General features: G+C 65.8%; 13 protein-coding genes. 3 read left to right on the forward strand and 10 right to left on the reverse strand.

The genetic code is table 11. From position 1 onward, the window contains the following. Position 1 precedes the first annotated feature (1 nt). Together EMQ25_RS13260 and EMQ25_RS13265 are read right to left on the reverse strand one after the other, a co-directional pair. Positions 2 to 985 (reverse strand): ABC transporter permease, encoded by a 984-nt coding sequence (locus EMQ25_RS13260; protein ID WP_127189057.1) that lies wholly within the window; start codon positions 983 to 985, stop codon positions 2 to 4. Between the two features lie 77 nt (positions 986 to 1,062). Beyond that, positions 1,063 to 2,646: an ABC transporter substrate-binding protein gene (locus EMQ25_RS13265; RefSeq protein ID WP_127189058.1), complete on the reverse strand. Its 1,584-nt coding sequence runs from the start codon at positions 2,644 to 2,646 to the stop codon at positions 1,063 to 1,065. Positions 2,647 to 2,866: 220 nt separating this feature from the next. Here EMQ25_RS13265 and EMQ25_RS13270 point away from each other — a divergent pair, with 220 nt between their 5' ends. Both EMQ25_RS13270 and EMQ25_RS13275 read left to right on the forward strand, forming a co-directional pair. Next, the gene (locus EMQ25_RS13270; RefSeq protein WP_127189059.1) at positions 2,867 to 3,373 is read left to right on the forward strand and encodes a hypothetical protein; all 507 of its coding nucleotides are present in this window, start codon (positions 2,867 to 2,869) and stop codon (positions 3,371 to 3,373) included. A gap of 45 nt (positions 3,374 to 3,418) precedes the next feature. Beyond that, positions 3,419 to 4,345, forward strand: coding sequence for an aldo/keto reductase (locus EMQ25_RS13275; RefSeq protein ID WP_127189060.1), 927 nt, complete (start codon positions 3,419 to 3,421; stop codon positions 4,343 to 4,345). A gap of 6 nt (positions 4,346 to 4,351) precedes the next feature. On the opposite strand, the gene EMQ25_RS13280 is transcribed toward EMQ25_RS13275, so the two are convergent. The 6 genes from EMQ25_RS13280 to EMQ25_RS13305 form a co-directional block, all read right to left on the reverse strand. After that, positions 4,352 to 5,290, reverse strand: coding sequence for a Gfo/Idh/MocA family protein (locus EMQ25_RS13280; protein WP_127189061.1), 939 nt, complete (start codon positions 5,288 to 5,290; stop codon positions 4,352 to 4,354). Between the two features lie 57 nt (positions 5,291 to 5,347). After that, positions 5,348 to 5,659, reverse strand: a complete 312-nt coding sequence (locus tag EMQ25_RS13285; protein ID WP_127189062.1) for an HPr family phosphocarrier protein — start codon at positions 5,657 to 5,659, stop codon at positions 5,348 to 5,350. A gap of 45 nt (positions 5,660 to 5,704) precedes the next feature. Next, a complete protein-coding gene (locus EMQ25_RS13290) occupies positions 5,705 to 6,103 on the reverse strand; it encodes a PTS sugar transporter subunit IIA (RefSeq protein WP_127189063.1) in 399 nt (132 codons plus the stop codon). Positions 6,104 to 6,262: 159 nt separating this feature from the next. Beyond that, positions 6,263 to 6,745 (reverse strand): HPr kinase/phosphorylase, encoded by a 483-nt coding sequence (locus EMQ25_RS13295; protein WP_127189064.1) that lies wholly within the window; start codon positions 6,743 to 6,745, stop codon positions 6,263 to 6,265. Further along, positions 6,742 to 8,553 (reverse strand): stimulus-sensing domain-containing protein, encoded by a 1,812-nt coding sequence (locus tag EMQ25_RS13300; RefSeq protein WP_342210656.1) that lies wholly within the window; start codon positions 8,551 to 8,553, stop codon positions 6,742 to 6,744. Before EMQ25_RS13300 ends, EMQ25_RS13295 begins: the two co-directional genes overlap by 4 nt. A 20-nt stretch (positions 8,554 to 8,573) precedes the next feature. After that, entirely contained in the window at positions 8,574 to 9,290 is a 717-nt protein-coding gene (locus EMQ25_RS13305) for a response regulator transcription factor (protein WP_127189065.1), read from the reverse strand. A gap of 302 nt (positions 9,291 to 9,592) precedes the next feature. Between EMQ25_RS13305 and pckA the strand changes: the two genes are divergently transcribed. Further along, entirely contained in the window at positions 9,593 to 11,188 is a 1,596-nt protein-coding gene (pckA, locus tag EMQ25_RS13310; RefSeq protein ID WP_127189066.1) for a phosphoenolpyruvate carboxykinase (ATP), read from the forward strand. Positions 11,189 to 11,369: 181 nt separating this feature from the next. Here pckA and EMQ25_RS13315 read toward each other — a convergent pair whose 3' ends face one another. Next, on the reverse strand, positions 11,370 to 12,224 hold the full coding sequence (locus EMQ25_RS13315) for a cell wall hydrolase (protein ID WP_127189067.1): 855 nt from the start codon (positions 12,222 to 12,224) through the stop codon (positions 11,370 to 11,372). Positions 12,225 to 12,570: 346 nt separating this feature from the next. Next, positions 12,571 to 13,278 carry an HAD family hydrolase gene (locus tag EMQ25_RS13320; RefSeq protein ID WP_127189068.1) on the reverse strand — a complete coding sequence of 236 codons (708 nt, stop codon included), beginning with the start codon at positions 13,276 to 13,278 and terminating at the stop codon, positions 12,571 to 12,573. Between the last annotated feature and the right edge of the window lie 41 nt (positions 13,279 to 13,319).

The following is a 13,319-nucleotide window of genomic DNA, read 5'->3' on the forward strand; positions in this document are numbered from 1 at the left end:
CTTACTTTGCGCCTCCGGCGGCGTCCACGCGCAGGCGCGGATCGACCACGTAGTAGAGAATGTCGACGAGCAGGTTGATCACGACGAAGACGAGCGCGATGAACATGAGGTAGGCGGCCATCACCGGCACGTCGACGACCTGCACCGAATTGATGAAGAGCGATCCCACCCCGGGCCATTGGAAGACCGTCTCGGTCACGATCGCAAAGGCAATCACCGAGCCGAGCTGGAGCCCGGTGATGGTGATGACCGGCACGAGCGTGTTCTTGAGGGCGTGGCCGAAATGGATCGCGCGCTGGGAGAGCCCGCGGGCGCGTGCGAACCGGATGTATTCGGTGCGCATGACCTCGAGCATCTCGGCCCGCACGAGCCGCATGATCAGCGTCAGCTGGAAGAGCGAGAGCGTGATTGCCGGCAGGATCAGCGAGCGCAGGCCGGATTCGGTCAGAAGCCCGGTGCGCCAGAACCCGAGGTCCACCGTCTGGCCGCGCCCGAAAGAGGGCAGCCATTGCAGCTCGACCGCGAAGATGTAGATGAGCCCGATGCCGATGAGGAAGGTGGGCAGCGATACGCCGACGAGTGAGGCAGACATGATGAAGCCCGAAAGCCAGCTGCCGCGCTTGAGTGCCGTGAAGACCCCGAGCCCGACCCCGAAGACGAGCGCGATCAGCGCCGAGGCGAAGGCCAGCTCGATCGTTGCGGGCAGCCGCTCGAGGATGAGCTGGCTCACCGGCTGCTGCAGGCGATAGGAAATGCCGAATTCGCCGCGCACCGCATTGCCGATGAAGCGGCCGAACTGCACGTAGAACGGGTCGTTGAGCCCGAGCCGGTCGCGCATGATCTCCTGGTCTTCGAGACGCGTGTCGACACCGACCATCGAAGCGATGGGGTCGCCGACATAGCGGAAGACCATGAAGGCGATCAGGGCCACGACGAGCATGACGATGACCGATTGCGCGAGGCGCCGGAGGATGAAGGCCAGCATGGTGGTCTCCGATCAAGATACCAAACCGCCGCGCCGGAGGTGCGCTCCGACGCGGCGTTCAGACGTTTTAACGGGGACTATTCGCCGAAGGTGACCGTGGTCAGCATCGGCTGGTTCTCCGGATGCACGGCGAGCGTGATGTCGTCGCGCATCGCATAGGCCAGCACCTGGTTGTGGATCGGCAGGAGCACGCGGTCTTCCTGCACGGTCGCCCAGATTTCCGCCACTGTGGCGTCACGCACGGCGGTGTCGACCTCGGTGCCGAGCGACTGGATCATCTCGTCGAGCTCGGGGTTCGAGTAGAGCCCGCCATTGTAGGCGCCGTAGCTGCCGTCCTTGGTGTGGATCAGATCGTTGAACACATAGGCGCTGTCGAAGGTCGGAACGCCCCAGCCGAGCAGGTAGAAATCGGTCTGGTTGCTGGTCACGAGCGGCGAATGCTGCGCAACCGGCCGCGAGGCCAGCGTCACCTGGATGCCGATCTGGCCGAGCATGCCGACGACGGCCTGGCTGATCGCTTCGTCGTTGACGTAGCGATTGTTGGGCGTGTCGAGCGTCACGGTGAACCCGTCGGGATAGCCGGCTTCGGCAAGCAGTTCGCGGGCGCGCTCGAGATCGGGCGCGGAATAGGCGTTGAGCTCTTCGGTCCAGCCCGCAACGAAGGGCGGGTTGGCGACGCCGGTCGGGATCGACTGGCCGCGCATCACGACGCGCTGGATGGCGTCGCGATCGATCGCGAGGTGCATGGCTTCGCGCACCAGCGGATCGTTGAAGGGGTTGCGGTCGGTGATGTTGGAGGACGCCAGCGGCTCCTCGCCGAACTTGTAGCCGAAATAGATGACGCGGTTTTCAGGGCCGGTCTCGACCTTGATGCCGTCGGTCGAGGAGAGGCGCTCCACGTCCTGCACCGGCACGTCCTGTACGATGTCGACCTCGCCCGAGAGCAGGGCGGCGATACGGGTCGCGTTCTCGGCGATGGGCAGATAGATGATCTCGGTGACCGCCGGAGCCTCTTCGGCCCAGTGGTTCTCGTTCAGCGTCAGCACGCTGCGGACGTCCACTTCGCGCGAGGTCAGCACGTACGGGCCCGTGCCGTTCGTGTTGCGCACCGCGTAATTGTCTTCGCCGGCGGCATAGTCCTGCACCTCGACCACGTCATTGGCCTCGGACCAGGTCTTGTCCATGATGAAGGTGTTGGTCAGGTTGTTGGGATAGAGCGGGCTCGGCCCGGCCATCTTCACTTCGACCGTGTGGTCGTCGACGGCGGTCACGCTTTCCACGTCCACATGCAGCTGGCGCATGTTGGATTTTTCCGAACGCGCGCGATCGAGCGAGAACACCACGTCTTCGGCGGTGAATTCGGCGCCGTCATGGAAGGTGACGCCCTGCCGGAGGGTGAAGACCCAGACGGTGGGATCTTCCTCGCTCACCGCCCATTCGGTCGCGAGCCGCGGCTGCAGATTGCCCTCGACGTCGCGGTCGACGAGCGTCTCGTAGATGTGGTGCGCAAAATTGTGCGTCACGCCCTGGTTCTGCGAATGCGGATCGAGGGTCAGCGCATCGCTGGCGCGTGCCCAGCGAACGGTCTCCGCGCTGGCCGCGCTGACGAGGATCGAGCTCGCAAGCAGCGCCGCCCCGATACGGGTGAGTGCCGATGTCATCTCTTTTAGTCTCCCATTTCCCGAAAATTCTGCCTGCCATTGCGTATCGGGCAAGCTTGGTCGCCAACAAAGCCTGTTTTTTTCGCGCGCGCAATGGGGAGTTTGACCATTTGGTCAATTCTGTCACATCCGCGGCAGGCGCGGCGGTTCCGGGGCATTCTCTTGCGTCTCCTGCGGCGCTCTGCTGAGATTGCCCCTCGACCCGGTGAGGAGGCCGTTGATGCTAGCCCTACGCGTCCTTGCGACGCTCCTCATTGCCGGCGCTGCGCTGCCGGTTTTCGCGCAGGCGCCGGGATGGAGCTATTCACCCCTGCCCGGAGAGGGGGACCGTGCGGCCATGGGCTGCGCGGATGACGCTCCGGCTGGCGAGCATGCCTGTCTCGTCGTGCGCTGCGAGGACGATTTCTCGGTCGGCTTCTATGTCACGACCAGCCGTCCGGGTGGCGATCTCGGCCTCTGGCGGATCACCATCGACAAGGAAGAGCGACCTTTCGACGGGGTTGCGACCGAGACCCCCTATGGTGCCCGGCTCAAGGGCGACGCCTTCTGGCTGCGCGACCGGCTCGAGCAGGGCACCCACGCACACATTCTTTCAGAGGAAGGACCGCTCCCGCCAGGCAGCAGCATCTCGCTTGGGGGTTCGCTGCGCAACATCACCCTCGCGCTCGCCCATTGCGCGCCGCGGCGTCCGGCCCTGGTCGAACCGATGGCCGATCCGGGCGTTTAGTCCCTTGCCAGCTTTACGCCAGACCCTTCCCCAAGGAGAGCTTTCATGCAGAGACGCCCGATCGGCCGGTCCGAACTCGTCATCGAGCCATTGGTGTTCGGCGGCAATGTGCTGGGATGGACGCTGGAGGAAGACGCCGCCTTCGATGTGCTCGACGCCTATCTCGAAGCCGGCTTCACCGCGATCGACACTGCCGACATGTATGGCAAGGGTCGCAGCGAGGAGATCCTGGGGCGCTGGATGAAGAGCAGGGGCAATCGCGCCCAGATCCATCTCTTCACCAAGCTCGGCTCGGAAATGGGGCCCGGCAAGAAGGGCCTCTCGGCCGATTACGTGCGCGAGGCGGTCGAGGCCTCGCTCTCCCGGCTCCAGACCGACTACATCGATCTCTATCAGTGCCACCGCCCCGACCCGGAAACCGGTCACGAGGAGACGTTGCGGGCGATGGACGTGCTCGTGCGCTCGGGCAAGGTACGCGCCATCGGGACCTCGAACTACACCGCAGAGATGATCCGCGAGGCGCGCGAAATCTCGATCATCAAGTCCCTGCCGCGCTATGAGAGCGAGCAGCCGCTCTACAACCTCTATGACCGGGAGAGCTTCGAGGGGCCGCTGCAGCAGGCCTGCATCGAACTCGAAATCGGCGTGCTGCCCTATTTCAGTCTCGCTGCCGGTTTTCTTACGGGCAAATACCGGACCGATGCGGATTTCAAGAAGGGTGCCCGCGGTCCGCGGGTCGAAAAGTACAATACCGACAAGGGGCGCCGCATCCTTGCCGCGCTCGATGCCGTCTCGGACCGCACTGGGGCAAGTCCGGCCGAGATTTCGCTTGCCTGGCTCGTCGCCCAGCCGGGGGTCACTGCACCCATCGCCTCTGCGACCTCACTCGAACAGCTGAAGACACTGGTGGCCGGCGTCAGTCTCAAGCTTTCCGAGGAAGATCTGGAGACGCTGACCCAGGCTGGACGCTGAGCCCCGCTACCAGTCGAACGGTTCGGCCTCTACCCGCTCGGCCATCATGAATGCATCGGCCAGAAGCCTGAGCGGGGTGCCGTCCACATCGCTCCGGCCGGTGTCGAGCAGCTCGGCAAAGCGTTCGTAGATCCGCTCATACTCTTCGGAGGGTGCGGCAACCCGGGTTTCCCCGTCGATCTTCAGCACCGTCCCGCCGCGCTCGAGCGAGAGCTGCCGGCCGGTACCGGTCTCGATTGCGATCGTCCAGACCTCGCCATCCTCCTCGAGCCAGTTGAAATGTGCGCTCAGGGCCGGGCCATGCGCGTCGGCGGTGCGGAAGCCGATCTCCACGTCGACGGGCGTCTGCCGGTTGGCAGGCACGGCCATCTGCGCATGCTCGACAAAGACCGGCATGGGCATGATGCGGGTGAAGATGGAGAGGGCATTGATCCCCGGATCGCAGACCCCGAACCCGCCGGGCGCCCAGACCCAGTCCTGTCCCGGATGCCATTTGCGCACGCTCTCGCGCCAGTCTATGCGGACCGAGCGCACGCCCTCCTCGGCGAGGATCTCGCGGGTGCGCTCGACCGCGTCGTTGTACTGGCTGTGCCAGGTCTGGAAGAGCACGAGGCCGCGGGCTTCCCCATGACGGACGAGGTCCTCGAATTCAGACAGGGTCTGGGTGGGCGGCTTTTCCATCAGCACGTGCTTGCCCGCGTCCAGCGCCTCGCGCACCAGCAGGTGGCGCGGGCCCGGCGGAGTGCAGATCGCGACGATGTCGATCTCCGGCATCTCCCGATAGAGTTCGGCCGCGCTGCGGAAGACGGGCAGGCTGGCTTCGGCGATGCCGCGCTGGCTGACGGTGGCCGCGAGTTCGAAGCGGTCCGATTTCCCGATCACCGGAATATGCTGGTCCCTGGCGATCTTGCCGATGCCGATAATGGCGATGCTGCGCTTGTCCATCTGCCCGCTCCCCTTTTGTCCCAAAGGCTTAGCCGAGCGGCGCGCGGTCGGCAAGGTTCAGGCCGAAAGCCCTTCGCTGTCCTCGTCAAAGCCATTGTTGACCAGAACCGTAATGGCATCGAGGGCCTCGCGGGCCTGTTTGCCCGAGGCCGAAACCAGGATCGTCGAGCCCGGGCCCGCGCCCAGCATCATCAGCCCCATGATCGAGGACGCGTTGACGGTCGTTCCGTCCCGCGTCACCTTGATCTCTGCATCGAAGCATTCTGCGGTCCGCACGAAGCGCGCGGATGCGCGGGCATGCAGGCCCTTGCGGTTGCAGATGGTCAATTGTTGCGCGAGCGCGCGGCCCGGATTGGCGGCAGTGGTCATGGCCCCATCATAATCGGGCGTGCCGAAAAGTGGAGAGGTTTTCGCCTAGCTGCCCAGCACGTCATTGGCGACGGTGATGTACTTGCGGCCCGCCTCGGCGGCCTCACGCACGGCGGTCTTGATGTCGTGCTCGGCCCTGACGCGCACGAGCTTGACCAGCATGGGCAGGTTCACCCCGGCGATCACCTCGACATTGCGGTTCTGCATCACCGAGATCGAGAGATTGGAGGGCGTGCCGCCGAACATGTCGGTGAGGATGATCACCCCGTCCCCGTCACTGGCCGCATCGACGCAGGCGAGGATGTCCTCGCGCCTCGCCTCCATGTCGTCCTCGGGGCCGATGGCCACGGTCTCGCAGAACTCCTGCGGCCCCACCACGTGTTCGAGGGCCGATTTGAACTCATTGGCGAGCGCGCCATGCGTCACCAGAACCAGACCAATCATGCATCATCCCTTGGGCTGCGCGCCCCCCGGAAGACCCGGGAGACAGCTGTCGATCGGGCGGACTCCGGGTCCTTGTCGGTGCGATGGACGGGGCATCCGCCCCGCCGTCGACGCCCCTCGGGGGTCGCGAGGGGAGTTTTGCCCCGCCACCGCGCCGGTTCAAGTGGTTTTTTGACGCATGGCGCTGCCGCTGGTCGAGATTTGGGCTAGCGCCTCATCGAGCAGCAGCCCCTGATGGCTCGGATCGACCACCCCCCGCCGGGGAATGGGCGCCCTTGGAAGGGCAACGCCCGCAATCTCGGTCTCGAATGCGGTTTCCTCGGGCATGCGCTCGAGCGCGTCGACGAGGTCGATCACCAGATGCAGCGGCGCCCGCGCGCACCAGGGCCGGCTGACGATGCCGCGGCCGCGCAGTTCGATGAGCCCGGCAATGGTCGCGGGCGCGGCCATTTCGAGGCCTGCGCCCACTCCGAAGAGCTCGACCTGATCGTCCGAAACCAGCAGCGCCCGGTGTCCGCCCGCGCTCCAGCGCGCAAGCGTCTCGAGCGCGAGAAGCGATTTTCCGGCTCCCGACGCCCCGCGGATGAGAACCCCCGTCCGGCCGAGCACGAGACCCGTCCCATGGGTGGTCCCGAGCTTCATTTTCGCAGCCGCAATCCGGCCCGCTCCTCGGGCGCCCGGTCGAGCGTCACGGTAAAGAGCGCGCCCGACCGATCGGTCCGGTTGGCCGCCTTGATCGTTCCGCCATGCGCGTCGATGATCTGGCGCGAGATCGAAAGCCCGAGCCCCGAATGATCCCCGAAGCTCTCGCCCTCGGGCCGGTCGGTATAGAAACGCTGGAAGATGCGGCCGATATCGCCCTTTATGCCCGGGCCCTCGTCGGACACGGCGATCACCACATTGTCCTCGCCACTCGTCACGACCACCCGCACCGTGCCGCCGGGCGGCGAGAACGAGACCGCATTGTCGATCAGATTGCTGACCACCTGCGCGAGGCGGCTGTCATGGCCGAGCACCACCGGCGCGAACCGACCCTCGGGCGCCTCGTAGACGACCTTCACCTCCCGCTTGGCCGCCACGTCGCCCTGGATCGAGACCATCGTCTCGCAAAGCGTGCCGATATCGACCGGGTCGGCGCTTTCGCGCGCCAGCTCGGCATCGAGCCGGCTCGCATTCGAAATGTCCGAGATCAGCCGGTCGAGCCGGCGAACGTCGTGCTGGATGATTTCGGCAAGCCGCGCGCGGTCCTTGTCGTTCTTGGCCAGCGGCAGGGTTTCCACCGCGCTCCGCAGCGAGGTCAGCGGGTTCTTGAGCTCATGGGCGACGTCCGCCGCGAACCGCTCGATGGCTTCGATCCGGTTGTAGAGCGCATCGGTCATTGCGCGCAGCGCGCGGGAGAGGTGGCCCACCTCGTCGGTGCGATCGGTGAAATCGGGAATTTCCGTGCGCCGGTTCATCGAGCCCTGCACGCGCTCGGCCGCTTCCGAAAGGCGCCGCATGGGCCCGGCAATGGTGCCGGCAAGCAGCAGCGAAAGGATCACCGTCACCGCTCCAGCGATGAGCGCGATCCGCAGGATGCCCCAGCGTTCGGTGGTGACGATCGCATCGATCTCGCCGGGCTGGGTCGAGAGCAGCAGCACCCCCACCGTCGCCCGCACGCGCTGCACCGGTACCGCGACCGAGACGACCAGCTGGCGCTGTGCGTCGAGCCGCACGATATCGGCCACATTGCCCGAGAGCGCCGCCGCGACTTCGGGATAGCGCATGCCCTCGTCAGGGGCGTGCTCCTGGTAGAGCGGGAAATCGTCGCCCGGCACCCAGGTCATCAGCCGGCCGAACCAGTCGGTCAGGAAGAAGCCGTCCCGGCGCGCCGGCGAAGGCTGGCGCAGCACGTCCCCGCGCGCATAGATGTTGGCGCTGTCGAGGATCAGCAATCCCTGCTTGTCGTAAATGCGCGCGCGCGTCCGCGTGGGGGTGACGAGATTGCGCAGCAGCGGCGCGACGCGTTCGGGATTGATCGGAAATTCGAGCGCCGGATCGAAGAAGGACAGCGGCGAGATCGGCGTGCCCGACTGGAAATCGAGCAGCCGGTCGGGATTGATCGTGATGACGTCGCTGTCGACCGTGGCCGAGGCGGCGATCGCCGCCGCGATGATCTCGCCCTGCACGCGCAGCGATTGCACGCGCGCATCGATCAGGCCCGCCCGCCACTGGTTGAGATAGAGGATCCCGACCACAAGCACGGCGAGGCCCGCGAGGTTCAGGACGATGATGCGGTTGGTGAGGCTCGAGAACAGCGTCAGCGCGAGGAAGCGCTGCACGGCGCGCAGCATCATACGCAGCGGCGTCAGCACGCCGCGGGTGATCCGCGTCTTGGTGCCGCCCGACCGGCGCCTGCGCCGTGCCGCGGCACGGCTGCGTCGGGAGAGCTCCTCCTCTGTGATCGCCACCTAAAGGGCTCCTGCCAGGCCTATTGCTCCTTGAAGCGATAGCCTACGCCATAGAGGGTCTCGATCATCTCGAAATCGTCGTCGACGGCCTTGAACTTCTTGCGAAGCCGCTTGATGTGGCTGTCGATGGTGCGGTCATCGACATAAACCTGGTCGTCATAGGCGGCATCCATCAGCGCATTGCGGCTCTTGACCACGCCGGGCCGCAGCGCCAGCGCCTGGAGGATCAGGAACTCGGTCACGGTCAGCGTCACGCGTTGCCCGTTCCAGGTGCAGGTGTGCCGTTCCTCATCCATCACCAGCGCCCCGCGTTCGATCAGCGCCTTGCCGGGCGTCGCCTCGCCCGCCGGGCCGGCAAGCGAAGCGGGGTCGCGCGGCGCCGCACGGCGCAGGATCGACTTGACCCGCTCCACCAGCAGCCGCTGGCTGAAGGGCTTGGTGATGAAATCGTCCGCGCCCATCTTGAGCCCGAACAATTCGTCGATCTCCTCGTCCTTGGAGGTGAGGAAGATCACCGGTACGTCCGATTTCTGTCGCAACCGGCGAAGCAGTTCCATCCCGTCCATGCGCGGCATCTTTATGTCGAGGATGGCGAGGTCCGGCCGGTCCGTCGTCAGCCCCTCGAGACCCGAGGCCCCGTCGGTATAGGTCGAAACGGTATAGCCTTCCGCTTCCAGCGTCAGCGACACCGAGGTCAGGATGTTGCGGTCATCGTCCACGAGGGCGATCTTGGGCATGCAATAGCCTTTCATTGTGCGCGTGCCGCCGCTCGTCTGGCGACACCCGATTGCCGTGCGCCTCTGCGCACTCTCCTTGGCGCCGTCCTGCGCCAACTCTGCCGGAGAGGCGGAGATTGACTGCCACACTTGCGCTTAATTAAGGCACGCAACGCTTATATTCCAGACTTGGCTGCATAATCGGTCGGCTCCGACTTCAGTCTTAAGACCGATTGGCAGATGGCCGGGGCCCGCGCCCTGTCCTAGGTGTGTGCGGAACAGGGGCCCCGTCGGGGCCCGTCAGCCCATGCCGGGAGCGCCTCATGACCGCCCAGTTCCATGCCGACCTTCATGCCCTGATCGCCCGGAGCGCTGGGCCGATCTCGGCCAATGACGACGTGCCGGCCCTCGTCACCAAGGCGCTCGGCGCAGGCGAGGGACGGCTCACCGCCGAGGGCGCCTTCGCCACGACCACCGGCGCCTTTACCGGCCGCTCGCCCAAGGACAAATTCGTCGTCCGCGACGCAGAGACCGACGGCAAGATCTGGTGGGAGAATTCGGGCGCCATGACGCCAGAGGCGTTCGAAACCCTGCTTTCGGACATGCTCGAAGCGGCGTCCGGCAAGCCGCTCTACCAGCAGGATCTGCGCGCCGGGGCCGCCCAGCCCCACCAGGTGGCCGTCCGCGTCTATACCGAAACCGCCTGGCACGCCCTCTTCATCCGCAATTTGCTGATCCGTCCGACCCCCGACATGCCGGCGCCCGGTGCGGATCCCGTGACGATCCTGCACCTGCCCGGCTTCATGGCCGATCCCGCCCGCCATGGCACCCGCACGAGCACGGTGATCGCACTCGACATGGCGCGCCGGCTCGTCCTCATCGCCGGCACCTTCTATGCCGGGGAGATCAAGAAATCGGTCTTCTCGCTCTTCAACTATCACGCCCCGAGCGAGGGGGTGATGCCCATGCACTGTTCGGCCAATGTCGGGCGCGAGGGCGATGTTGCACTCTTTTTCGGGCTGTCGGGCACGGGCAAGACGACGCTCTCCAACGATCCGGAGCGCCCGCTGATCGGCGATGACGAGCATGGCTGGAGCGACGAGGGCGTCTTCAATCTCGAAGGGGGCTGCTACGCCAAGACGGTGAAGCTTTCGCGCAGCGCCGAGCCCGAAATCTACGCGGCCACGCGCAGCTTCGGGACCGTGCTCGAGAACCTCGTGCTCGGGGAGGATTCCCGCCCGCTCTATGACGATGTGTCGCTGACCGAGAACACGCGCGCGGCCTATCCGATCGAGACCCTGCCCGCCATTGCTCCGGGCGGCACGGGCGGCCAGCCGCGCACCGTCGTCTTCCTGACCGCCGATGCCTTCGGCGTCCTGCCTCCGATCGCCCGGCTCACCCCCGAGCAGGCGGTCTATCATTTCCTCTCCGGCTATACCGCCAAGGTGGCCGGCACCGAGCGCGGCGTCACCGAGCCGCAGGCGACCTTTTCGGCCTGTTTCGGGGCCCCCTTCATGCCGCTGCATCCGAGTGTCTACGGCAAGATGCTGGCCGAGCGGCTGCGCCTCAGCGGCGCGCGCACCTTCCTGCTCAACACCGGCTGGACCGGCGGCGGCTACGGCACCGGCCGCCGGATCGACATCGCCTCCACCCGCCGGCTTCTCGCCGCAGCGCTCTCGGGCGAGCTCGACCACGCCGAAATGCGCGAAGATCCGCTTTTCGGTCTTGCCGTGCCCGTCGCGCTCGAAGGGATCGATCCGGCCCTCCTCGAGCCGCGCCGCACCTGGGCGGATGCCGATGCCTATGACGCGGCCGCCGGCAAGCTGCAGCGCCTCTTCGTCGAGAACTTCCGGAAGTTCGGCCCCGAAGCGGCCAAGGCCGCCGAGGCCGGCCCACGCCTCGCAGCTGCCGCCGAATAACCAACGCCCGTTCCTCACCCGGGCAGGATCGCCCGTCTCCCCAGGAGGGAGGCGGGCGATTTCATTTCCGGCTCCCGCCCAGTGGACGTGCAAAGCCAGCCGTCAGGCTGGAGACGATGCTTTGGAAAAGCGAAGGTCGGGGGGAGGCTGGCGGGCCGCTTTGCGTCGCCCGCTATGGCGCTTACTCCGGCGAGTAGAAGATGTGCGACCCGATGGTCGCGACGCGCCGGAAGCTGCGCGACCAGCTCGGGGCGACGGCGGTGGTGTGATAGTAGAGCGTGGAATCGGGCACCACGTCCGGCCGCGAACCGCGTACGAAATCGGCATAGGCCCGCTCGGCCATCTGGGCCGAACGACGCCAGGCCGATTTCTCGTTGCCCATGTCCGAACGCCCGTCGCAGGCGAAGGTGAACTGGCAGCGATACCGGCCCTTGTCGGCGTTCTGGAAGACGACCCCGCAGATGGTCGAGGGATATTTGCGCGAGAAGGCGCGGTTGATGATGACGTTGGCCACGGCCCACTGGCCGTCCTCGGTCTCCCCGCGCGCCTCGTGATAGATCGCCTGGGTGAGGCAAAGCTTCTCGTCGGCAGCCAGTTCGACCTTCTTGCGGGTCGGCTTGAAGTCCGAACGGGCATAGTCCGAAAGAACCGCCTGGGTCAGGGCGGGCGCGCCGCTCACATCGACATGCTCGATGGCCTCGAGGGCCATGTTGCGCTGCCGGGCGATATAGCCGAGCAGCACGGTTTCGGTCAGCTCGTCCTCGCTCGGCACTTCGAAGCCGTCGAAATTGCGCAGGGCCTGCTGGCGCTCGACATAGGCGGCGAGCATCGCGTCTGTCACCCGCACGTGCACGAGGGCCGGCTGTGCGCGCTGCGCCATCACGGCGCTCGAAAGGCTGGCGGGAATGATGCGGGCTTCGGAGAGGTCGACGGCGTGGGCGGGCAGGCTCAGAAGGCTTGAAGTCAGCGCTGCAGCTGCAACCGTGAACAGTTTCGCAAGCGCGCGCTTACCGGTGGCGAACCTCTGTCGCGACAATTGCCCGTCCCTTCCCCCGACCCACCCCCAAAAGGCAGAGCCAGTCTTTGGTCTACTCGAAGCTGCGGCACCCTAGCGGAGGCTCATGGTTGATGAAACCTGAATTTTACCGCTGGTTAACCATGCGCACGCACTTCTTAAAGCAGGGTTAACGACCGCGCAGCCGCTTGAACACCCCGGAAATGCTGGTCATGCACAGATCCATGATTGCGTGGTGAGCCCGGCCCTAACCGGATCGGTGCAATTGCAATCATCTTCGGAGTGTTGCGCGTCTGCGACAGGAGGCAATGCAAAACGCCACCCCGGAGACCGGAGTGGCGTCAGAAGCGCGGCAATTTGAGGCGACTCAGCGCCGGTGCGGCGGGAAGGCGGCGTGCACGTGGTGAAGGCTGTCCATCACCGCGGCGCAGAGCGCCTCGATCTCGGCGGATGGCCTCACGAGGTCCGGAACCATGATGGTCTGCATGCCCGCGGCATGGGCCGCGCGCACCCCGGCATGGGAATCCTCGAGCGCGATGCAGGCCTCGGGCGCCACCCCGAGCCGGGAGGCGGCGGTGAGATAGGGTTCGGGGTGAGGCTTGGGACGGGTGACGTCGTCGCGCGTCACCACCGTCTCGAAAAGCTCGAGCAGGCCAGCACGCCCCAGATGGGTCATGGCGTGGCGCGCCCGCGATGAGGTGGCGACGGCGATCGGGATTTCCCGCGCCCTGAGCTCGGTCAGGATTTCGAGCGCGCCGGCCTTCACCGGCACTGTCTCGAGCATGCGTTCGTGCATGTGCGTGCGGCAGCGTTCATCGAAGAGATCATAGGGGAAGCTCACCCCATAGGCCTCGACCAGCAGCGCATTGGTCGCCTCGTGGCTCGACCCGACGATGCGACTATGGAGTGCATCGGTCATTTCGAAGCCGAGATCCCCGCACACGTCGAACACGATGCCGCGGAACACCAGTTCAGTGTCGAGCAGCGTGCCGTCCATGTCGAAAATGGCAGCCGAAAACGGCTTGAGCGCGATCCGGTCGAGAAGCTCGGCCCCAGACGCGTCGGTTTGGTTCATCTGTGTCATTTCCACCGATATAGGCGCGTTCGGCGCGCTTT

The sequence above is a fragment of the Arsenicitalea aurantiaca genome (genome assembly GCF_003994485.1).
Classification (GTDB): domain Bacteria; phylum Pseudomonadota; class Alphaproteobacteria; order Rhizobiales; family Devosiaceae; genus Arsenicitalea; species Arsenicitalea aurantiaca.

What these genes read in the sequence shown, in the direction of transcription:
- EMQ25_RS13260 (WP_127189057.1), bottom strand. Translation starts at nt 985, where the DNA reads ATGCTGGCCTTCATCCTCCGGCGCCTCGCGCAATCGGTCATCGTCATG.
- EMQ25_RS13265 (WP_127189058.1), bottom strand. Translation starts at nt 2,646, where the DNA reads ATGACATCGGCACTCACCCGTATCGGGGCGGCGCTGCTTGCGAGCTCG.
- EMQ25_RS13270 (WP_127189059.1), top strand. Translation starts at nt 2,867, where the DNA reads ATGCTAGCCCTACGCGTCCTTGCGACGCTCCTCATTGCCGGCGCTGCG.
- EMQ25_RS13275 (WP_127189060.1), top strand. Translation starts at nt 3,419, where the DNA reads ATGCAGAGACGCCCGATCGGCCGGTCCGAACTCGTCATCGAGCCATTG.
- EMQ25_RS13280 (WP_127189061.1), bottom strand. Translation starts at nt 5,290, where the DNA reads ATGGACAAGCGCAGCATCGCCATTATCGGCATCGGCAAGATCGCCAGG.
- EMQ25_RS13285 (WP_127189062.1), bottom strand. Translation starts at nt 5,659, where the DNA reads ATGACCACTGCCGCCAATCCGGGCCGCGCGCTCGCGCAACAATTGACC.
- EMQ25_RS13290 (WP_127189063.1), bottom strand. Translation starts at nt 6,103, where the DNA reads ATGATTGGTCTGGTTCTGGTGACGCATGGCGCGCTCGCCAATGAGTTC.
- EMQ25_RS13295 (WP_127189064.1), bottom strand. Translation starts at nt 6,745, where the DNA reads ATGAAGCTCGGGACCACCCATGGGACGGGTCTCGTGCTCGGCCGGACG.
- EMQ25_RS13305 (WP_127189065.1), bottom strand. Translation starts at nt 9,290, where the DNA reads ATGCCCAAGATCGCCCTCGTGGACGATGACCGCAACATCCTGACCTCG.
- pckA (WP_127189066.1), top strand. Translation starts at nt 9,593, where the DNA reads ATGACCGCCCAGTTCCATGCCGACCTTCATGCCCTGATCGCCCGGAGC.
- EMQ25_RS13320 (WP_127189068.1), bottom strand. Translation starts at nt 13,278, where the DNA reads ATGAACCAAACCGACGCGTCTGGGGCCGAGCTTCTCGACCGGATCGCG.